This window comes from Serratia entomophila, assembly GCF_021462285.1.
Taxonomy (GTDB): Bacteria; Pseudomonadota; Gammaproteobacteria; order Enterobacterales; family Enterobacteriaceae; genus Serratia; species Serratia entomophila.
Window position 1 is genome coordinate 2,200,020 of the sequence record NZ_CP082787.1, and the last position, 20,466, is coordinate 2,220,485.

General features: G+C 57.1%; 21 protein-coding genes, 1 pseudogene and 1 other annotated feature. Of the genes and pseudogenes, 13 read left to right on the forward strand and 9 right to left on the reverse strand.

All coding sequences use genetic code 11. The features are described from left to right. Positions 1 to 108: 108 nt before the first annotated feature. The gene (gene hxpB / locus KHA73_RS10800; RefSeq protein ID WP_234590821.1) at positions 109 to 774 is read right to left on the reverse strand and encodes a hexitol phosphatase HxpB; all 666 of its coding nucleotides are present in this window, start codon (positions 772 to 774) and stop codon (positions 109 to 111) included. Between the two features lie 231 nt (positions 775 to 1,005). On the opposite strand from hxpB, the gene KHA73_RS10805 reads away from it, so the two are divergent. Further along, positions 1,006 to 1,569, forward strand: a complete 564-nt coding sequence (locus KHA73_RS10805; RefSeq protein WP_234590822.1) for a YniB family protein — start codon at positions 1,006 to 1,008, stop codon at positions 1,567 to 1,569. A 33-nt stretch (positions 1,570 to 1,602) separates the two neighbouring features. Here KHA73_RS10805 and KHA73_RS10810 read toward each other — a convergent pair whose 3' ends face one another. From KHA73_RS10810 to ghoS, 6 genes are all read right to left on the reverse strand, one after another. Then, the gene (locus KHA73_RS10810; protein WP_234590823.1) at positions 1,603 to 2,472 is read right to left on the reverse strand and encodes a fructosamine kinase family protein; all 870 of its coding nucleotides are present in this window, start codon (positions 2,470 to 2,472) and stop codon (positions 1,603 to 1,605) included. A gap of 216 nt (positions 2,473 to 2,688) precedes the next feature. Next, entirely contained in the window at positions 2,689 to 3,549 is an 861-nt protein-coding gene (locus KHA73_RS10815; protein WP_234590825.1) for a metal ABC transporter permease, read from the reverse strand. Then, a complete protein-coding gene (locus KHA73_RS10820; RefSeq protein WP_234590827.1) occupies positions 3,549 to 4,409 on the reverse strand; it encodes a metal ABC transporter permease in 861 nt (286 codons plus the stop codon). Before KHA73_RS10820 ends, KHA73_RS10815 begins: the two co-directional genes overlap by 1 nt. Continuing rightward, positions 4,409 to 5,299: a manganese/iron ABC transporter ATP-binding protein gene (locus tag KHA73_RS10825; protein ID WP_234590828.1), complete on the reverse strand. Its 891-nt coding sequence runs from the start codon at positions 5,297 to 5,299 to the stop codon at positions 4,409 to 4,411. The genes KHA73_RS10820 and KHA73_RS10825 overlap by 1 nt, the downstream gene beginning before the upstream one ends. Further along, on the reverse strand, positions 5,296 to 6,240 hold the full coding sequence (locus tag KHA73_RS10830; RefSeq protein ID WP_234590830.1) for a metal ABC transporter substrate-binding protein: 945 nt from the start codon (positions 6,238 to 6,240) through the stop codon (positions 5,296 to 5,298). Before KHA73_RS10830 ends, KHA73_RS10825 begins: the two co-directional genes overlap by 4 nt. Positions 6,241 to 6,373: 133 nt before the next feature. After that, positions 6,374 to 6,673, reverse strand: a complete 300-nt coding sequence (gene ghoS, locus KHA73_RS10835) for a type V toxin-antitoxin system endoribonuclease antitoxin GhoS (protein ID WP_234590832.1) — start codon at positions 6,671 to 6,673, stop codon at positions 6,374 to 6,376. A gap of 109 nt (positions 6,674 to 6,782) precedes the next feature. On the opposite strand from ghoS, the gene KHA73_RS10840 reads away from it, so the two are divergent. From KHA73_RS10840 to KHA73_RS10860, 5 genes are all read left to right on the forward strand, one after another. Continuing rightward, positions 6,783 to 7,451, forward strand: a complete 669-nt coding sequence (locus KHA73_RS10840; protein WP_234590833.1) for a transglycosylase SLT domain-containing protein — start codon at positions 6,783 to 6,785, stop codon at positions 7,449 to 7,451. Positions 7,452 to 7,759: 308 nt separating this feature from the next. Then, positions 7,760 to 8,485 carry a gluconate 2-dehydrogenase subunit 3 family protein gene (locus KHA73_RS10845; protein ID WP_234590834.1) on the forward strand — a complete coding sequence of 242 codons (726 nt, stop codon included), beginning with the start codon at positions 7,760 to 7,762 and terminating at the stop codon, positions 8,483 to 8,485. Positions 8,486 to 8,487: 2 nt separating this feature from the next. Further along, positions 8,488 to 10,269 (forward strand): GMC family oxidoreductase, encoded by a 1,782-nt coding sequence (locus tag KHA73_RS10850; protein WP_234590835.1) that lies wholly within the window; start codon positions 8,488 to 8,490, stop codon positions 10,267 to 10,269. Positions 10,270 to 10,281: 12 nt separating this feature from the next. Beyond that, on the forward strand, positions 10,282 to 11,619 hold the full coding sequence (locus tag KHA73_RS10855; protein ID WP_234590836.1) for a c-type cytochrome: 1,338 nt from the start codon (positions 10,282 to 10,284) through the stop codon (positions 11,617 to 11,619). A gap of 256 nt (positions 11,620 to 11,875) precedes the next feature. Next, a complete protein-coding gene (locus KHA73_RS10860) occupies positions 11,876 to 13,159 on the forward strand; it encodes an SLC5/6 family protein (RefSeq protein WP_234590837.1) in 1,284 nt (427 codons plus the stop codon). 62 nt (positions 13,160 to 13,221) lie between these two features. Here KHA73_RS10860 and KHA73_RS10865 read toward each other — a convergent pair. Continuing rightward, positions 13,222 to 14,579 (reverse strand): IS3 family transposase gene (locus KHA73_RS10865; RefSeq protein ID WP_234585830.1). Its coding sequence is split into 2 segments (ribosomal slippage): positions 13,222 to 14,102 and positions 14,102 to 14,579, totalling 1,359 coding nucleotides; the frame shifts between segments, so codons are not numbered across the junction. A gap of 77 nt (positions 14,580 to 14,656) precedes the next feature. Further along, complete coding sequence (locus KHA73_RS10870) at positions 14,657 to 15,346, reverse strand: MarC family NAAT transporter (protein WP_314725587.1); 690 nt, start codon at positions 15,344 to 15,346, stop codon at positions 14,657 to 14,659. A gap of 100 nt (positions 15,347 to 15,446) precedes the next feature. Here KHA73_RS10870 and KHA73_RS10875 point away from each other — a divergent pair. The 7 genes and pseudogenes from KHA73_RS10875 to pheS all read left to right on the forward strand — a co-directional run. Continuing rightward, positions 15,447 to 15,674, forward strand: a pseudogene (locus KHA73_RS10875) (hypothetical protein); the annotation flags it as partial. A 181-nt stretch (positions 15,675 to 15,855) separates the two neighbouring features. Further along, positions 15,856 to 17,784 carry a threonine--tRNA ligase gene (thrS, locus tag KHA73_RS10880; protein ID WP_234590838.1) on the forward strand — a complete coding sequence of 643 codons (1,929 nt, stop codon included), beginning with the start codon at positions 15,856 to 15,858 and terminating at the stop codon, positions 17,782 to 17,784. A 3-nt stretch (positions 17,785 to 17,787) separates the two neighbouring features. Further along, complete coding sequence (gene infC / locus KHA73_RS10885; RefSeq protein ID WP_071586675.1) at positions 17,788 to 18,339, forward strand: translation initiation factor IF-3; 552 nt, start codon at positions 17,788 to 17,790, stop codon at positions 18,337 to 18,339. A gap of 98 nt (positions 18,340 to 18,437) precedes the next feature. Further along, positions 18,438 to 18,635 (forward strand): 50S ribosomal protein L35, encoded by a 198-nt coding sequence (rpmI, locus tag KHA73_RS10890; RefSeq protein WP_004931418.1) that lies wholly within the window; start codon positions 18,438 to 18,440, stop codon positions 18,633 to 18,635. A gap of 43 nt (positions 18,636 to 18,678) precedes the next feature. Continuing rightward, positions 18,679 to 19,035 (forward strand): 50S ribosomal protein L20, encoded by a 357-nt coding sequence (gene rplT / locus KHA73_RS10895; protein WP_004931417.1) that lies wholly within the window; start codon positions 18,679 to 18,681, stop codon positions 19,033 to 19,035. Between the two features lie 113 nt (positions 19,036 to 19,148). After that, positions 19,149 to 19,271: a sequence feature (Phe leader region), on the forward strand. Continuing rightward, complete coding sequence (gene pheM / locus KHA73_RS10900) at positions 19,153 to 19,197, forward strand: pheST operon leader peptide PheM (RefSeq protein ID WP_121626058.1); 45 nt, start codon at positions 19,153 to 19,155, stop codon at positions 19,195 to 19,197. Its footprint overlaps the feature before it by 45 nt. A 202-nt stretch (positions 19,272 to 19,473) precedes the next feature. Further along, positions 19,474 to 20,457 (forward strand): phenylalanine--tRNA ligase subunit alpha, encoded by a 984-nt coding sequence (gene pheS / locus KHA73_RS10905; protein WP_061795483.1) that lies wholly within the window; start codon positions 19,474 to 19,476, stop codon positions 20,455 to 20,457. The last annotated feature ends 9 nt before the right edge of the window (positions 20,458 to 20,466 follow it).

Below are 20,466 nucleotides of genomic sequence, written 5' to 3' on the forward strand. Positions count from 1 at the left end.
AATTCAATAAAAATGAAATAATGTTTTATTTATTTTTAAAGCGTGTTTTTTGCTGGAAAGCGCGGGTGAGATTGAGGAGGGCGCCGGCGGCGTGCCGGCGCAGGCGAGTCAGGCGAAGTGCACGGCGCTTAACTGTTCCAGGCTGTCCAGTTTATGGTCGGCCAGCGCCCAGCGCGGGTCCTGACGCAATTCGGCGGCGGGAATGACAATGGAGCGCATGCGCGCCGCCTTGGTGGCGATCATGCCGTTGAACGAGTCTTCCAACGTGATGCAGCGCAACGGGTCGCTGCCCAGCCGCTCTGCGGCGATCAGATACACTTCCGGATGCGGTTTGCTGTACGGCAGGTACTCGGCGGACACCAGCTGATCGAAGTAGCCTTCGAGGTCGAACATTTTCAATACCTGCCGCTGCATATGCAGCGGCGAGGCGGAGGCCAGGCCGATGTTCAGGCCTTGGGCGCGGCACAGCTCCAGCGCCTGCCGCACGCCGGGCAGCAGCGGGCGCGTTTCATGCACCAGCTCAATGGCGCGCTCGATGATGCGTGCGGAAACCTCGTCCTGCGATGCGCCTTGCCACGGCATCGCCTGGTACCACATCTTCACCACCAAATCGATGCGCAGCCCCAGGGTGTCCGGCAGCCGGTGGCGATCGGACAGGTCCAGCCCCAGCGCGCCGAAGATATCCAGTTCGGCCTGCAGCCACAGCGGCTCTGAGTCGATCAACAAGCCGTCCATATCAAAAATTGCGGTTTCAATGCGTTGCGAATAGGCCATTAACGGTTAACTCCTGCCGGTGCCGGTGAATGTGCCCGTTACTTTAGCATCGACACCGGTGGGTTCAAATGGCATAACGCTTTTGGCGGCGCGGTTGCAGGCGTTAAGCGGTTGATTTCGAATTCTCCGGCTACGCGTGCAGCACAGCCGAAATAAAGAAAACGGTGGGCGAGTCTTGCCAACTGCAGGTAGACTTAGCCGATTAGGTTACGTCGCTAACAAGGGGAACACATGACGTATCAACAGGCCGGGCGCATCGCCATTGTGAAACGCATTCTCGGATGGGTCGTTTTTATCCCGGCGTTGCTGTCGACGCTGATTTCACTGTTGGGTTTTGTTTATCAGCACAGTGAAAAAACCAAAGGCATTAATGCGGTGATGCTGGACTTTGTGCACGTGATGGTGGACATGGTGCGGTTCAATACGCCGTTCCTGAATGTTTTCTGGTACAACTCGCCGGTGCCGGACGTCGATAAGAGCTTGTTCAGCGGCGCTAATCTGATGTTCATCATTATCTATATTCTGATCTTCGTCGGTCTGGCGTTGCAGGCTTCCGGCGCGCGCATGTCACGCCAGGTCAAATTTATCCGCGAGGGGCTGGAGGACCAGATGATTCTGGAACAGGCCAAGGGGGCGGAAGGGCACACGCGCCAGCAGCTGGAAGAACGCATCACGCTGCCGCATCACACCATCTTCCTGCAGTACTTTCCGCTGTATATTCTGCCGGTGGCGATCGCCGTGGTCGCCTGGTTTGTGATTAAGCTGCTGGGGCAGCTGGCAGGCGCCTCCGTGTAACCTGGGCGGGGCGCCGGCGGCGCCCCCGTCGCTTTAGGGCGTTTCCGGGTGCAGCAGCGCATCAACCGCGCGCTGGGCGATGACCAGATGCTGGCCGCCGAACAGGTTGCTGCGGTTGAGCAGGTAATACAGCTGGTAAAGCGGTTGCCGCTCGATAAACCCGGCGCCTAACGGCCAGACGCTCTGATAGCCGTCATAAATTTGCGTCGGCAGCTCCGGATACAGCGGCAGCATCGCCAGATCGCACTCACGATCGCCCCAGTAGCTGGCCGGATCGAACAGGATTGGGCCGTTGGCCGTCATGCCGCAGTTGGCCGGCCACAGGTTGCCGTGTAGCAGCGAAGGCTGCGGCTGGTGGTGGTGCAGACGCAGATATACCCGATCGACAATCTCTTCGATATCGCCGAAGGTCATGCCTTTTTCCGCCGCCAGCTGCAGCTGCCAGCCGATGCGCTGTTCGGCGAAGAATTCCGACCAGCGGCGCTGCCAGGCGTTGGGTTGCGGGGTGGTGGTCAGATCGTTGTCGAAGTCGAGGCCGAACTGCGGCTGTTCGCTCCACTGGTGCAGATGGGCCAGCTGTTGGCCCAGGCAATAGGCGCCATGGGCGTCGAGGGGTTTTAGCTGCTGATACTCCAGCAGCAGGAAGCTGTAGTCGCGATCGCTGCCGACGCCGTACACCTCCGGCACCCGCACGGTCTTGCTGCGCGCCAGCAGCGCCAGCTGATCGGCTTCGGCGGTAAATATCGGCAGCTGTTCGCGGGCGTCGCATTTCACAAACACCTCGTTGTCACCGTAACTCACGCGCCACGCCGGGTGGATGTCTCCCCCGGGCAGTTCAGTCCTTTCGCGGATCTCTGCGCTGCCAAGATGTTCACTTAACAGACGGCTAACGGCTTGCCACATGGTATCCCCCTCTGTGCTGCCTGTGAATTCATTAGGTTAGCGTCTTTCCCATGGTGAAAACTCGACGTGGCGCACAGCTGGCGCCAACGGGCGGTGATTTTTTCATCAGCGCGCCTGCACAAAGTATATACCCTATTGATTAATTTAGACGCAACTCCGGTTGCAACTTATGGGCGGGGAGGTTGAAAGGCGCGGCGGCGGGCCGCCGCACCTTAATCAGGGCTGGTTGCCGATCAAGGCTTCCTGGTGACGCCGTAACGGGCGTAATTTGCTGTAAACCAATGCGATAACGAACAGCACCGCCTGAACGATCACGATGCAGGGGCCGGTCGCGCCGTCGATGTGAAAGCTGATCAGCGTGCCCAGCACGCAGGAGAATACCGACACCGCCGTTGCGACGAAAAGCATGCGGTCGAAGCTGCGGCACAGCATAAAGGCGATGATGCCCGGCGCGATCAGCATGGCGATCACCAGGATCACCCCCACCGCCTGCAGCGAGGCGACGATGGTCAGCGCCAGCAGGCACAGCAGCCCGTAGTGCAGCAGCTTCACCGGCAGGCCAATCACCCGCGCATGATTCGGATCGAAGCAGTACAGCATGAAGTCTTTGCGCTTGAGCAGCACCACCGCCAGAGTGACGCCGGCGATCAGCAGCGTCTGCTTCAGCTCGCCGTCGGTAATGCCCAGCATGTTGCCGAACAGGATATGGCTTAGGTGCTGGTCGGTGTCGATGCGTGAAAACAGCACCAGCCCGAAGGCGAACATGCCCGAGAACACGATGCCCATCACCGTATCCTCTTTCACCCGGCTGTTTTCTTTCAGGTAGCCGGTGGCCACCGCGCAGAAAATGCCGGACAGAAAGGCGCCAATCGCCAGCGGAATGCCGAGCACAAACGCCACGACGATGCCGGGCAACACCGCGTGTGAAATGGCGTCGCCCATCAGCGACCAGCCCTTGAGCACCAGGTAGCACGACAGCACCGCACAGACCACGCCGGTGACGATGGCGGCGAGGATAGCCCGCTGCATAAACGGGTAGGCGAAGGGTTCACTGAGCAGTTGATACAGGTTTTCCATCAGTGGCCTCCGGGTTGTTCGCGCGCCACGCGGCGTTTAGACGCCAGCAGACCGTGTTTCGGGGCAAAGAAGAACGCCGCCAGGAACACCAGCGTTTGCAGGGTGACGATCACCCCGCCGGTCGCGCCGTCGAGGAAGAAGCTCAGGTAAGCGCCGAGGCCGCTGGTCAATGCGCCGATGGCGATGGCGATGAGCAGCAGGCGGCTGAAACGGTCGGTCAGCAGGTAAGCGGTGGCCCCCGGGGTGATCACCATAGCGATCACCAGAATGGCGCCCACGGTCTGCAGTGCGGCCACGGTGCAGGCGCTGAGCAGGGTGAAGAACAGGATCTTCAGCCGCAGCGGCGACAGGCCGATAGACACCGCGTGGTTCTCATCAAAGAACACCGCCAGCAGGTCTTTCCACAGCAGGCACAGGATAATCAACGATACGCCGATGATGATTTCCACCTGCAGTACGTCTTCGTCGGCGATGCCGAGAATGTTGCCGAAGATGATCGACTGCACGTTGACCGAGGTCGGATTAAGGGAGACGATCAGCAGGCCGACGGCGAAGAAGGTGGAGAAGATAAAGCCGATAATCGCGTCTTCGCGCAGGCGGGTGACGTGGCGCACCAGCGTCATCGCCAGCGCCGCCAGCATGCCGGTAAAGAAAGCGCCGGCGGCGTAGGGCAGGCCGAGCGCGTAGGCGCCGGCTACCCCGGGCACCACCGAATGCGACAGCGCGTCGCCCATCAATGACCAGCCCTTCAGCATCAGATAGGCCGACAGGAACGCACAGGCGGCGCCGACGATGGCGCTGACCCAAATGGCTTTCACCATGTAGTTGTAGTCGAAAGGTTGCAGCAGAAGTTCCAGCATCAGGGTTGTTTCTCCTTTGGCTGGCTTTGCGCCGGCGGATCGCTCTTGGTGTGACCGTAGAACACCGCAGGGCGTTCGTCGTCGGTCAGTACCGTAACGGTGCGCGGATCGTTGTCGTCGTGCAGATCCGGCCCGGACAGGTTGATATGGCGCAGCACGCCGCCGAAGGCCTGCTCCAGATTGCTCTGGGTAAAGGTGGTTTCCGTCGGCCCGGCGGCCAGCACCGTGCGGTTGATCAGGATCACCCGGTCGCAGAACTCCGGCACGCTGCCGAGGTTATGGGTGGATACCAGGATCAGGTGGCCTTCGTCGCGCAGCGCACGCAGCAGGTCGATAATCGCATTTTCGGTCTTGACGTCAACGCCGGTGAAGGGCTCGTCGAGCAGCAGCACCGTGCCCTGTTGCGCCAGCGCGCGCGCCAGGAACACGCGCTTCTTTTGCCCGCCGGAAAGCTCGCCGATCTGCCGGGCGCGCAGCTCGCTCAGCCCGACGCGCTCCAGCGCCTTGTCGACCCGCAGCCGGTCTTCTTTCGAAGGGATGCGCAGGAAGTTCATCTTGCCGTAACGGCCCATCATCACTACGTCTTCCACCAGCACCGGGAAGTTCCAGTCGACGTCCTCGGTCTGCGGCACATAGGCGATCAGGTTCTTTTTCAGCGCGTCCGCCACCGGTTTTTCGCTTAGCTGCACCCGGCCGGTGGTGGGTTTGACCAGCCCCATAATGCTTTTAAACAGGGTGGATTTACCGCTGCCGTTAACGCCGACCAGCGCGCAGATCGAGCCGCCGCTGAGGGTAAAGCTGGCGTTGTGAATGGCGGTATGGCCATTGTTGTAGGTGACTGTCACATCGTCCACGCTCAGCTCAGGGCGGACAAACAGCTCGGTGGTCATTGATCAAATCCTTTGGCGATGGTTTCTACGGTGACCTTAAGCAGATCGATATAGGTCGGCACAGGGCCGCCCTGGGCCGACAGCGAGTCGACGTATAGCACGCCGCCATATTTGGCGCCGGTCTCTTTCGCCACCTGTTTGGCGGGCTTGTCCGAAATGGTGCTTTCGCTGAACACCACCGGGATTTTGTGTGCGCGCACCGCGTCGATCACCCGGCGCACCTGCTGTGGCGAACCCTGTTCGTCGGCGTTGATCGGCCACAGGTAAACCTCCTGCAGCTGATAATCTTGCGCCAGATAGCTGAAGGCGCCCTCGCTGGTGACCAGCCAGCGCTGCGCTGCCGGAATGCGCGACAGGCGTTCGCGCAGCGGGGCGTCCAACGCGCCAATTTTGGCGGCATAGGCTTTGGCGTTGCGGTTATAGGTCTCTGCGTTGGCCGGATCGTATTGCACCAGCGCCTTGCGGATGTTTTCGATATACACCAGCGCGTTGCCTGGCGACATCCAGGCGTGTGGATTCGGGTTGCCGTTATACGGGCCTTCGCGGATCGGCAGCGGGGTGATGCCTTCGGTCACGACCGCCGCAGGCACCTGCTTGATGTTTTCGAAGAAGCGCTGGAACCAGCGCTCAAGATTCATGCCGTTCCACAGGATAAGATCGGCGTGCTGGGCCTTGACGATATCACGCGGCGTGGGTTGATAGTCGTGGATCTCCGCCCCCGGTTTGGTGATGGATTCCACCACAGCGGCGTCACCCGCCACATTTTGGGCGATGTCCTGAATAATGGTGAAAGTGGTCACCACGCGCAGCTTTTTCTCGGCCAGCGCGGCTTGGCTTGCCAGGCCGGCGCTCAGCAGCAGGCACAGCAGGGCGAAAGGGCGGAAAAAAGCGGCGGCCCGAGTGAAGGGGGTGTGGGGAAAGACACTAACTTTCAATAGCATGGTGACGTCTCCTGGCTCAAATGAAAATGATTATCAATATCAATTAGAGCAAAGTCAAGCGTCACCTGAAGGTTGACGGCAGGTTATTCTCTCAACTGAAAAAAAATAATACCGTCTGGTGAGTTATAGCATTTTATGTATCAGTATGTAACTGCTTAACGTAGTCATCATAGGTGCAGATCTCCACCTCGGGCGTTTTTCCCAAGGCTACCTGCCCGAGGCCTTGCGCCAGCTGTTGTACATCCTCTTGATTCATAGGGGTTATAAAAGCAAAGCTGTTGCTGCCCAGCTCATGGTGAACGCCGTTTTCGTCTGTCACCGACGTGACAAATCCATCTCGGGTTAATTGCCCCGTCAGCTTGGCCAAATCAGTTAATCCTGCTTCCTGGTAGTGAAAAGTCACCACAAAGCATGTCGTTGCAGATTGACTCATAAATCACCTCTTGGTATATGGATAGCTTGAGATTAGACCAAAAAATTAATGCAGGCGTCCTTACAAGTTGTATATGCTACGCAACCCATTGAAAGGAGTGAGGGATTCTGTGAAAACCAAAATAGGTTGTCTGACGGCAATTTTGCTTTTGTCCGGGTGCGCCAAAGAGCCGCAAACGGCGAGCAATATTTCAGGCAGTGGCACCACGCGCGGCGGTTGGCTGAAGCAGCCCCCTCCGCAGGCTCCGGTAAACCGCACGGGCACGCCGGTAGCCTATAACGATTACATTCGTCAGGCCGCCAGCAACTATGGCGTTGACGAGACTTTAATCAAGGCGATTATTCAGGTGGAGTCCGGCTTTAACCCGAATGTGGTCAGCACCTCGAACGCCGTGGGATTAATGCAGCTGAAGGCTTCTACCGCCGGGCGCGACGCCTATCGGATGAAGGGAAGAAACGGGCAGCCAAGCTCACGTGAGTTGAAGGATCCGGCGGTCAATATTGATCTGGGAACGGCCTATATCAATATTCTTCAAAGCCAGCAGCTAGCCGGGATCAACAACCCACAGACGTTGCGTTATGCCACCATCGTTTCTTACGTTAACGGAGCGGGCGCCATGCTGCGCACCTTCTCGTCGGATAAGCGCGTGGCGGTGAACCGCATCAACCAGATGAGCCCGGATGAGTTTTATCAACACATCCAGAAAAAGCACCCGGCCCCGCAGGCGCCGCGCTATTTGTGGAAGGTCACCACCGCCTATCAGGCGATGTCGCAGTAACCCCCAGCCTTGGCAAAAACGGCCGCTTTATGCGGCCGTTTTTATCCTGAACCACCGCCAAAATGGCGACCCACCTCTCATTTCTCGTTATTTCCCATCCTGTTACCTGAAAAACCGCACAAAAAGTTAAATTTACACTAGCGGCAAAATCTTTACGCTTATTCAGTAAGTTACCGGTAACATTTTTGCCAGTGCTCACATTGTGGTCTTCAATAAATATACAAATAAGTAACAAATTATTTTAAAAACCCGTATCGACCGCAAGGTTGAGGTTAAATAGTTGTGATTATCTTTGGATGGAATGTGACATGTCGAACGATAAAACTAACAATTCACGGCGCGATTTTTTGCTGAAATCGATGACCTTAATTCCTGCGGCGGTGATCGGCGGCAGCGGCGTTAGCGCCCTGACGGCGCCAGCCCCTGCGGTTGCTGCAGCAGACACCCCAAAAACTACCGACTACCAACCGACCTTTTTCACCCCGGAAGAGTGGGCGTTCGTCAAGGCGGCGGTTGCGCGGCTGATCCCGGCCGATGAGCGCGGCCCCGGTGCGCTGGAAGCCGGCGTGCCGGAGTTTATCGACCGCCAGATGAACACCCCGTACGCCACCGGCTCCATCTGGTACATGCAGGGGCCATTCAACCCGGACGCGCCGAAGGAAATGGGCTACCAGCTGCCGCTGGTGCCGAAGCAAATCTACAACCTCGGCATCGCCGATGCCGACGCCTACAGCAAGAAAACCGCCGGCAAAGCGTTTGCCGAGCTGGACGCCGCGCAGCAGGACGCTATGCTGCAGAAGTTTGAGTCCGGCGATGCGCAATTCGAGCAGTTACCGGCCAAGCTGTTCTTCTCTTACCTGCTGCAAAACGCCCGCGAAGGTTTCTTCAGCGATCCGATCCATGGCGGCAATAAAGACATGGTCGGCTGGAAGCTGATTAATTTTCCTGGCGCGCGCGCCGACTTTATGGACTGGGTTGAGCGAGGGGAGCGATATCCCTTCCCACCGGTATCAATTCGTGGGGAGAGAGGCTAACCATGGCAACGGTAATGAAAAAAGTAGACGCAGTGATCGTCGGCTTCGGCTGGGTCGGTGCGATCATGGCCAAAGAGCTGACCGAAGCGGGCCTCAACGTGGTGGCGCTGGAGCGCGGCCCGATGCGCGACACCTACCCGGATGGTTCCTATCCGCAGGTGATCGACGAACTGACCTATAACATCCGCCGCAAGCTGTTCCAGGATCTGTCGAAAAGCACGGTGACCATCCGCCACAACGGCAGCCAGACCGCGGTGCCTTACCGTCAGTTGGCGGCGTTCCTGCCGGGAACCGGCGTGGGCGGTGCGGGCCTGCACTGGTCCGGCGTGCATTTCCGCGTCGATCCTATCGAGTTGCGCATGCGCAGCCACTACGAAGAACGCTACGGCAAAAGCTTTATTCCGAAGGACATGACCATTCAGGACTTCGGCGTGACCTACGATGAGCTGGAGCCGTTTTTCGACAAGGCGGAAAAAGTGTTCGGCACCTCCGGCACCGCCTGGACCATCAAGGGCCAGAAGGTAGCGCAGAAGGGCGGCAACCGCTTTGCGGCCGATCGTTCCAGCGATTTCCCGCTGCCGGCACAGAAGAATACCTTCTCCGCCCAGCTGTTCGAGAAGGCGGCGCTGGAGGTGGGCTATCATCCATATAACCTGCCTTCCGCCAACACCTCAGACTCGTACACCAACCCGTACGGCGCGCAGATGGGGCCGTGCAACTTCTGCGGTTTCTGCAGCGGCTACGCCTGCTACATGTATTCCAAGGCTTCGCCGAACGTCAACATTCTGCCGGCGCTGCGCATGGAGAAACGCTTCGAGCTGCGCACCAACGCCAACGTGCTGAAGGTGAATCTGACCGACGATAAGTCCCGCGCCACCGGGGTGAACTATATCGATGCGCAGGGCCGTGAAATCGAACAGCCGGCCGAGCTGGTGATCCTGGGCGCGTTCCAGTTCCACAACGTGCACCTGATGCTGCTGTCGGGCATCGGCAAGCCTTACGATCCGGTGACCGGCGAAGGGGTGGTCGGGCGCAACTTCGCCTACCAGAACATGACCACCATCAAGGCGTTCTTCGACAAGGACGTGTTCACCAACCCGTTCATCGGCGCCGGCGGTAACGGCGTGGGCGTGGACGATTTCAACGCCGACAACTTTGACCACGCCAAAGAAGGCTTCGTCGGCGGTTCGCCGTTCTGGGTCAACCAGGCGGGCACCAAGCCGATCTCCGGCCTGCCGACCCCGCCGGGCACCCCGGCCTGGGGCAGCAAGTGGAAAGCGGCGGTGGCGGATGCCTATACCCATCACATCTCGATGGACGCCCATGGCGCGCACCAGTCGTACCGCAACAACTATCTGGATCTCGATCCCAACTACAAGAACGTGTTCGGCCAGCCGCTGCTGCGCATGACCTTCGACTGGCAGGAAAACGACGTCAAGATGGCGCAGTTCATGTACGACAAGATGGCGCCGATCGCCAAGGCGATGAACCCGAAACTGATCGCCGGCAGCCCGAAAAACGCCAACAGCCACTTCGACACCACCAGCTACCAGACCACCCATATGAACGGCGGCGCGGTGATGGGGGAAGATCCCAAGACCAGCGCAGTGAACCGCTATCTGCAGAGCTGGGACGTGCACAACGTGTTCTCGATCGGCGCATCGGCCTTCCCGCAGGGGCTGGGCTACAACCCGACCGGCACCGTGGCCGCGTTGGCTTACTGGTCTGCCCGCGCCATTCGCGAGCAGTATTTGAAGAACCCAGGCCCCTTGGTGCAGGCATAAGGACGGCGAGCGATGAAAGCATTTGTACCGGCACTGGTTCTCAGTGCACTGAGTTTTTCCGCGTGGGCGCAGGATGCGACGGTCAGCAGTGAGCTGATCAAACGCGGCGAGTATCTGGCGCGCGCCGGCGACTGCGTAGCCTGCCATACCAACGGCAAGAGCGGCAAAACCTTCGCCGGCGGTCTGGCGATGGAAACGCCGATCGGCACCATTTACTCCACCAATATCACGCCGGACAAGAAAACCGGCATCGGCGATTACAGCTTCGAAGACTTCGATAACGCGGTGCGCAAGGGCGTAGCCAAAAATGGCAGCACCCTGTACCCGGCGATGCCGTATCCGTCGTTTGCGCTGGTGAAAGAGGACGATATGCGCGCCATGTACGCCTATTTCATGCACGGCGTGCAGCCGATAGAGCAGGCCAACAAGGATTCCGATATCCCCTGGCCGCTGTCTATGCGCTGGCCGTTGAGCATCTGGCGCGGCATTTTTGCCCCGGCGCCGGCGGACTTTGTTGCCGATGCGAAAGCGGATCCTGTTCTCGAACGCGGCCGCTATCTGGTTGAGGGCCTGGGCCACTGCGGCGCCTGCCACACTCCGCGCAGCATCACCATGCAGGAGAAGGCGCTGAGCAATAACGACGGCGATGACTATCTGTCCGGCAGCAATGCGCCGATCGACGGTTGGGTGGCGTCCAGCCTGCGCGGCGACCATAAGGACGGGTTGGGGAGCTGGAGCGAAGCCGAGCTGACCGAATTCCTGAAAACCGGCCGCAATGACAAGTCCATCGTGTTCGGCGGCATGAGCGACGTGGTGGAGCACAGTCTGCAGTATCTGAGCGACGAAGACCTGACGGCGATTGCGCGCTACCTGAAATCGCTGCCGGCGAAAGACGGCCAGCAGCAGGCGGCACCGGTGGAAGACAGCGTCGCCAAGGACCTGTGGCGCGGCGACGACAGCAAGCCCGGAGCGGCGTTGTATGTCGATAACTGCGCCGCCTGCCACCGCACCGATGGCGTGGGCTATAAACGCGCCTTCCCGGCGCTGAAGGGCAACCCGGTGGTGCAGACCGAGGACGCGACCTCGCTGATCCACATCGTGCTGACCGGCAACACTACGCCGGCGGTGAAGGGGGCGGTGTCCAACATCACCATGCCGCCGTTCGGCTGGCGGCTGAACGATCGGCAGGTCGCGGACGTGGTGAACTTCATCCGTTCCAGCTGGGGCAACAGCGCCAAGCCGGTGAGCGCCGCCGACGTGGCCGATGTGCGTAAGGATCGCACGATGATCCGCGACGAGAAAGAGATGGGCAGCGCGGCGGTACCGGACCATCCGGACGCCAATAAGTAACTCCTTTAGGGCCTCGCGAGAGGCCCTAGTTTTTGCGGGGGTGCGACGATTTTTCCAGCATTTTATGCTCGCAAATCACTCAATCAGCCGATAAAACATAGACCCGGACGCCGTTTTTCATTATCCTTTGCCGTCCTTCCATCAGTCGCAAGTATGAAATATCGCTTTAATTCACTGATTAATATTAAAAAACTCGCGGAGAAGGATATCCCGTTAAGCGCAATCGTTGTCGCTGCAGATTAAGGTAGACTGTCTCATGAGTACGATTTCCCCCGATTCGGGCAGGCTGGCGACCGCTCAGCCGAACAAATGGAACAAAACCGACACCGTTTGGATGTTCGGCCTCTATGCCACCGCCGTAGGTGCAGGCACGTTGTTCCTGCCGATTAACGCCGGTCTGAATGGCCCGCTGGTGCTGTTGCTGATGGCTCTGTTCGCTTTCCCGCTCACCTATTTACCGCACCGCGCCCTGAGCCGCTTTGTGCTCTCCGGCTCCAGCCGCGACGGCAACATTCATGACGTGGTGGTGGAGCACTTCGGCGTGCTGGCCGGCAAGATCATCATGGTGCTGTACCTGATGGCGTTTTTCCCGATCGTGCTGGTGTACAGCATCTCGATCACCAATGCGCTCGACAGCTTTCTGATCCACCAGTTCCAGATGCAGCCGCTGCCGCGCATCTGGCTGAGCCTGGCGGTGGTGGTGGCGCTTAACCTGGTGCTGCTGCGCGGCAAGGACAGCATCGTTGCCGCGATGGGCATGCTGGTGTTCCCGCTGTTGGTGTTCCTGATGGGCATCTCGCTGTACCTGGTGCCGACCTGGCAAACCGCCAACTTCGTCAACGGTCTGGTCAGCACCCCGCTCGACAGCCCGGCGCTGTGGCACTCGCTGTGGCTGGCGGTACCGGTGATGGTGTTTTCCTTTAGCCATGCGCCTATCATCTCTTCCTTCGCCTCGACCCAGAAAAGCCTGTATGGCGACCAGGCCGAGCGCCGCTGCGCGCGCATCATGCGCTATAGCTACGTGCTGATTTGCGTTACCGTGCTGTTCTTCGTGTTCAGCTGCGTGCTGAGCCTGTCGCATGAAGACATGCAGCAGGCGAAAGAGCAAAACATCACCGTGCTGACCACGCTGGCCAATAAGTTCTCCAACCCGCTGATCGCCTATCTTGGGCCGGTGATGGCGATGTTGGCGATGGCCAAATCCTATCTCGGCACGTCGTTGGGCGTGACCGAAGGCGCGACCAGCCTGATCGACGGGCTGACGCGTGCGGTCGGCAAGCCGCTGAGCTCACGCCTGACTCACCGCATCTCTGCGGTGGCGCTGTTCCTGCTCACCTGGGCGGCGACGGTGTGGAACCCCAGCGCCTTGCACATCATCGAGACCATCAGCGGGCCGTTGATTGCGGCGATCCTGTTTATCCTGCCGATGTATGCGGTGCGCGCGGTGCCGGCGATGCGTCGTTATCGGGCGCTGAGCAACCTGTTCGTGCTGGTGATGGGATTAATTGCGCTGTCGGCGTTGATCTACAACCTGGTTTGAATGCGGGTAAAACCGAAGGGGCGCGATTATGAACTGCACCCCAGAAGTTGGACGGTGTAAATTCACGCAGCCTTCGAGGCCTGAGTTCGGTACTCCACCGGACTCAGGCCTTTCAGTTTCTGCCTGATACGATGAGAGTTGTAGTAATCAATGTAAATGTCTATCTCTTGCGCCAGGTGTTCCACACTCTCAAAACGCTGCAAGTAATACAGCTCCGCTTTCAGATGTCCGAAGAAGTTCTCCATCACGGCATTGTCCAGGCAATTTCCCTTGCGAGACATGCTCTGCTTTATCCCGTTAACCCGCAACGCATGCTGATAAGCCGCCATCTGATAGTGCCAACCCTGGTCACTGTGCAACAGCAACTGCTCACCCGGCTTCATCCTGCTTACCGCCTTGTCCAACATCCTTTTAACCAGCCTAAACTCTGCCCGGCGAGCCACTTCATAAGCGATGATTTCACCGTTGTACAAGTCGAGCACCGGTGATAAATACAGCTTATCCTCACCAACCCGGAACTCCGTTACATCCGTTACCCACTTTTGATTGGGGCATTGAGCGGTAAAATTACGCTGCAGGAGATTGGGTGCCAACTTGCCTGTATTCCCCTTGTATGAGCGGTACTTTTTACGGCGAACCGGTGACTTCAGCTGCAGCGCTGTCATCAGTTTTTGCACGGTTTTATGATTTAAACCGTACCCTTCCTTTCGCATTACGCAGGTTATGCGACGATAGCCGTAACGGCCTTTATGGACGTTAAAGACTTCGGCTATTCGTTGTTTAGCCTCACGGTATTTATCCGGCACTCGACCGACTTTACAGCAATAATAGTACGTGCTGCGCGCCAGCCCACCGGCATGCAACAGCCTGTCTAAACGGTGCTCTTGCCTTAATGCCGTGACTATTTTTGCCCTTTCCGCCGTGCCCGGGCATCGTTTTCCTGCATCAAGGCTCTCAGCTTTTTTATGTAGTCATTCTGAGCGCGTAAAAACTCGATTTCCTCCCGCATCTCTTCGGGGGTCAACTCATCTGGCGACTTATCCGCATGGGGTGTTTTGGGATGCTGATACATTCGGCGACCACGCTGGTTCCGGTTGAGGGCTTCGGCCCCATTCTCCTGATAGAGCTTAACCCAGTGTTCCAGCGTCGTGTATGAGGGGATATCAAATTGTGCGGCAACGTCCGCTAAAGAAAAAGGATTGGAGAGGGCAAACTCGACGACAGAGAGCTTAAATTCGGGTGTGTAATGTCGTTGCCGTCCGGGTTGCAGCCCTGGCTCACCATGATGTTGATAGGCCGCAATCCAGCGACGTAGCTGGACATGGGCGACAGAGAATTTTCTCGCGGTCTGCCTTTGGCTGCCGTGTCCGGTAAGATAGTACCGGACTACGTCGAGTTTGAACGGGAGTGAATATTTCATAAAAACTGCACCTCCAAATGTCAGATGACCTGTCCAACATTTGGGGTGCAGTTCATTATCGCGCCCTTTTTTTATGCTCAGGCGGCGCCCGGCGTGTAGGTGGCGATAATCTCCAGCACGCCGTTGATAATGAACTGCACCCCCATACACACCAGCAGGAAGCCCATCAGGCGCGAAATAGCCTCAATGCCGCTTTTGCCCACCAGGCGCATGATGGCGCCGGAGCTGCGCAGGCAGACCCATAAGATCACCGCCACCGACAAAAAGATCGCCACCGGCGCCACCAACAGTACCCAGTGGGCGAATCCCAGCGTGTTTTCTTTGACGCTCGATGCGGAGCTGATGATCATCGCGATGGTCCCCGGCCCGGCGGTGCTGGGCATCGCCAAAGGCACGAAGGCGATATTGGTTGAGGTTTTTTGGCGCAGCTCATGGGTTTTGCTTTCCACCTCCGGCGTTTCGTCGGCGTTCTGCTGCGGGAACAGCATGCGGAAGCCGATAAAGGCGACGATCAGCCCGCCGGCAATGCGCAGGCCGGGAATGGAAATGCCGAAGGTATTCATGACCACTTGCCCGGCGTAGAAGGCCACCGTCATGATGAAAAACACGTAGACCGACGCCATCAGCGACTGCTGATTGCGTTCTTCGCGCGTCATGTTGCCCGACAAACCCAGCAGCAACGCCACCGTAGTGAGCGGGTTGGCCAGCGGCAGCAGCAGCACCAAACCCAGTCCGATGGCCTGGAATAACTGCAGAATACTCGTCATGTCATCAAATTCCCTGTGCAAAGTGTGAACCGCCATGCGGCGGCACAGCAAAGAGTAGCCTGCCGCGTCATTGGCGGCAATGGGGCGCCCTATGCCTACTATCCTGGTGTTTTCACGTTTGTTCGGCATGCATGTGCTGTGGCAGGAACTGATGCTGGACGGCTACAACCGGGTGGTGAAAAACATGGTGGAAGAGGGCTGCGAGTTGGTGGGGTATGGGTTCTGCCTGATGGCGACCTTGGGCTATATGAAGGAGGCGAACGCCACCGACCCGGACAAAATTGAAGCGCAGGCAAGGCGGCAGTTTATTTATCCGGAACAATTTTAGTGATACTATCCACTTAGCTGAATACGGCTGCGAAGGTATACTTTCCATTCTGTGTACCAAGTTAGGTATCAATCTGGCAATTGTGGGCGAGATCCGAAACCTAACTGACTAAATCCAAACTCAATTTTCGTACTGCATGTGATCTGTCGTGTGGGTCACCACTGTAGATAAGGAATTATTAATGCCTGTTATTACTCTTCCTGACGGAAGTCAGCGTCATTTCGATCACCCCGTTTCCCCCCTGGACGTTGCCCGCGATATCGGCCCTGGCCTGGCGAAAGCCTGCATTGCCGGCCGCGTGAACGGCGAGCTGGTCGACGCCGGCGACCTGATTGAATCCGATGCGCAGTTGGCGATCGTGACCATCAAGGACGCCGAAGGGCTGGAAATCATGCGCCACTCCTGTGCGCACCTGTTGGGCCACGCCATCAAGCAGCTGTGGCCGGACACCAAAATGGCCATCGGCCCGGTGATCGACAACGGTTTCTACTACGACGTCGACATCGACCGTACCCTGACGCAGGAAGACCTGGATCTGCTGGAAAAGCGGATGCATGAGTTGGCCGACAAAGATTACGACGTCATCAAGAAGAAGGTCAGCTGGCAAGAAGCCCGCGACACCTTCGCCGCGCGCGGCGAAAGCTACAAAGTGGCGATTCTGGATGAGAACATCAGCCATGACGACCGTCCTGGCCTGTATCACCATGAAGAATACATCGACATGTGCCGCGGCCCGCACGTGCCGAACATGCGTTTCTGCCATCATTTCAAACTGCAGAAAACCTCCGGCGCTTACTGGCGCGGCGACAGCAAAAATAAAATGCTGCAGCGTATCTACGGTACCGCCTGGGCAGACAAGAAGCAGCTGAACGCCTACCTGCAACGCCTGGAAGAAGCGGCCAAGCGCGATCACCGCAAGATTGGCAAACAGCTCGACCTGTACCATATGCAGGAAGAAGCGCCGGGCATGGTGTTCTGGCACAACGACGGCTGGACCATTTTCCGTGAATTGGAAGCCTTTGTGCGCATGAAGCTCAAAGAGTACCAGTATCAGGAAGTGAAAGGGCCGTTCATGATGGACCGTGTGCTGTGGGAAAAAACCGGCCACTGGGAAAACTACAAAGATGCCATGTTCACCACCTCGTCGGAAAACCGCGAGTACTGCATCAAGCCGATGAACTGCCCGGGCCACGTGCAGATCTTCAACCAGGGCCTGAAGTCGTACCGTGATTTGCCGCTGCGTATGGGCGAATTCGGCAGCTGCCACCGCAACGAGCCTTCGGGTTCTCTGCACGGTTTGATGCGCGTGCGCGGATTCACCCAGGACGACGCCCACATCTTCTGTACCGAAGAGCAGGTGCGCGCCGAAGTGAACGAATGCATCCGCATGGTCTATGATGTGTACGGTACCTTTGGCTTCGACAAGATCGCGGTCAAGCTGTCCACCCGCCCTGAGAAGCGCATCGGCACTGACGATATGTGGACCCGTGCGGAAGAAGACCTGGCCGCCGCGCTGACTGAAAACGGTATTCCGTTTGAATATCAGCCGGGTGAGGGCGCCTTCTACGGACCAAAAATTGAATTTACCCTGCATGATTGTTTGGATCGCGCATGGCAATGTGGTACCGTGCAGCTCGATTTCTTCTTACCGGGCCGTTTAGGCGCGTCGTATGTCGGCGAAAACAACGATCGCGTAGTGCCGGTAATGATTCACCGCGCCATTTTGGGCTCCATGGAACGTTTCATCGGTATTCTTACCGAAGAATACGCCGGGTTCTACCCGACCTGGATTGCTCCGGTGCAGGTGGTGGTGATGAATATCACCGACAGCCAGTCTGATTACGTCCAGCAATTGACCAAAAAACTGCAGGATGCGGGTATTCGCGTTAAAGCGGACTTGAGAAATGAGAAGATTGGCTTTAAAATTCGCGAACATACTTTACGTCGAGTCCCTTACATGTTGGTGTGCGGTGATAAAGAGGTCGAAGCAGGCAAAGTTGCCGTTCGTACCCGCCGTGGCAAAGACCTGGGAAGCCTGGACGTAAACGAAGTCGTAGACAAGCTGCTGAAAGAGATCCGCAGCCGTAGTCTTCATCAACTGGAGGAATAAAGTATTAAAGGCGGAAAACGAGTTCAACCGGCGCGTCCTAATCGCATTAACAGAGAAATTCGCGCGCAAGAAGTTCGCCTAACCGGCGTCGATGGCGAGCAGATTGGTATTGTCAGTCTGAATGAAGCTCTTGAAAAAGCTGAGGAAGCGGGCGTTGATTTAGTAGAAATCAGCCCAAATGCCGAACCGCCAGTTTGCCGAATCATGGATTACGGCAAATTCCTCTACGAGAAGAGCAAGTCGACCAAAGAACAGAAGAAGAAGCAAAAAGTTATTCAGGTCAAGGAAATCAAATTCCGTCCTGGCACCGATGATGGCGACTATCAGGTCAAACTACGCAACCTGATTCGCTTTCTGGAAGATGGCGATAAAGCCAAAATCACCCTGCGTTTCCGCGGGCGTGAAATGGCGCACCAACAGATCGGTATGGAAGTGCTTAACCGCGTCCGTAAAGACCTGTGTGAAGATTCTGATCTGGCCGTTGTCGAATCCTTCCCTACGAAGATCGAAGGCCGTCAGATGATCATGGTGCTCGCACCGAAGAAGAAACAGTAAGGCTTCCAAGTAATCGAACCCGCGCAGCGCTTGCGTTGTGTGGGTTTTATTCGCCCAACTGATTCGTTGTTTAACAATGCGAAGTGGATTTAATTAAAATGCCAAAGATTAAAACTGTACGTGGTGCAGCCAAACGCTTCAAAAAAACCGGCAGCGGTGGTTTTAAGCGTAAACATGCTAACCTGCGTCATATTCTGACCAAAAAAGCAACCAAGCGTAAACGTCACCTGCGTCCGAAAGGCATGGTGTCTAAAAACGATCTGGTCCTGGTTACCGCGTGCCTGCCGTACGCATAAGCCATTTTTTTTGAATCTAGAATAAGACTTTAGGAGAGAGCATATGGCTCGCGTAAAACGTGGTGTAATTGCACGCGCACGTCACAAGAAAATTATGAAGCAGGCGAAAGGCTACTACGGTGCCCGTTCGCGCGTATATCGTGTTGCCTTCCAGGCAGTAATCAAAGCAGGCCAGTATGCTTACCGTGACCGTCGTCAACGTAAGCGTCAGTTCCGCCAGCTGTGGATTGCACGTATCAACGCAGCTGCTCGTCAGAACGGTCTGTCTTACAGCAAGTTCATTAATGGCCTGAAAAAAGCCTCTATTGAAATTGACCGTAAGATCCTGGCTGACATCGCAGTCTTCGACAAAGTGGCCTTCGGCGCACTGGTTGAAAAAGCGAAAGCAGCTCTGGCGTAAGTCAGTAGAAGAGGGAGCTTGCTCCCTCTTTTAATCTTTGTTTTCAACCACAAATATTGACTTTTATTGGCCGCCGCTATATCACTGGTGGACAATCATCGACAAGGTAACGCAATCATGCACGCTGCTATTTTTCGTTTCTTTTTTTACTTTAGCGCCTGATTTCAGGAGGCTTCGCGCGTAAGAAAAGAAACGAAAAGTAGCGCCTAAGCCTCCCCTGTGGAGGCTTTTTTGTTTTTAGCCATACCCTTTGTCTTTCAAACTACAGCGGCGTTGGCCGCGTGTGTTCACCCCAGTCACTTAGTTATCTAAGCTCCCGGGGATTCACCCACTTGCCGCCTGGCTGTAGCTTGAAATCCTGTGGGTATGTCTTAGGCCAGATAACATAAATTATCAGTCATTACTTAGGGCCATATCGGCCAGAGGAAGAGGAAAGCAATGCCACATCTCGCAGAGCTGGTTGCCAATGCCAAGGCAGCCGTAGAAGATGCCCAGGATGTTGCCGCGTTGGATTTGGTACGCGTCGAATATTTAGGCAAGAAAGGCCATTTCACCCTGCAGATGCAGTCTCTGCGCGACGTGCCGGCGGAAGACCGCCCGGCGGCGGGGGCCGTGATCAACCAGGCGAAGCAGGCGGTGCAGGACGCGCTGAACGCGCGTAAAAACACTCTGGAAACTGCGGCGCTCAACGAGCGTCTGGCTGCCGAGACCATCGACGTTTCCCTGCCGGGCCGCCGTATGGAAAACGGCGGACTGCATCCGGTAACCCGTACCATCGATCGCATCGAAACCTTCTTCGGCGAGCTGGGCTTCTCCGTGGCGACCGGCCCGGAAATCGAAGACGACTACCATAACTTCGACGCGCTGAATATCCCCGGGCACCACCCGGCGCGCGCCGACCACGATACCTTCTGGTTCGACGCCACGCGCCTGCTGCGCACCCAGACCTCTGGCGTGCAGATCCGCACCATGAAGAACCAGCAGCCGCCAATCCGCATCATTGCGCCGGGCCGCGTCTATCGCAACGACTACGATCAGACGCACACCCCGATGTTCCATCAGATGGAAGGCCTGATCGTTGATAAAGACATCAGCTTCACCAACCTGAAGGGCACGCTGCACGATTTCCTGAACAACTTCTTTGAAGAGGATTTGCAGGTTCGTTTCCGTCCGTCTTACTTCCCGTTCACCGAACCTTCGGCAGAAGTCGACGTGATGGGCAAAAACGGCAAATGGCTTGAAGTTCTGGGCTGCGGCATGGTTCACCCGAACGTTCTGCGCAACGTCGGCATTGACCCGGAAATCTACTCCGGCTTCGCTTTCGGCATGGGCATGGAGCGCTTGACGATGCTGCGTTACGGCGTCACTGACCTGCGTGCGTTCTTCGAAAACGATCTGCGTTTCCTCAAACAGTTTAAGTAAGGCGGGAAT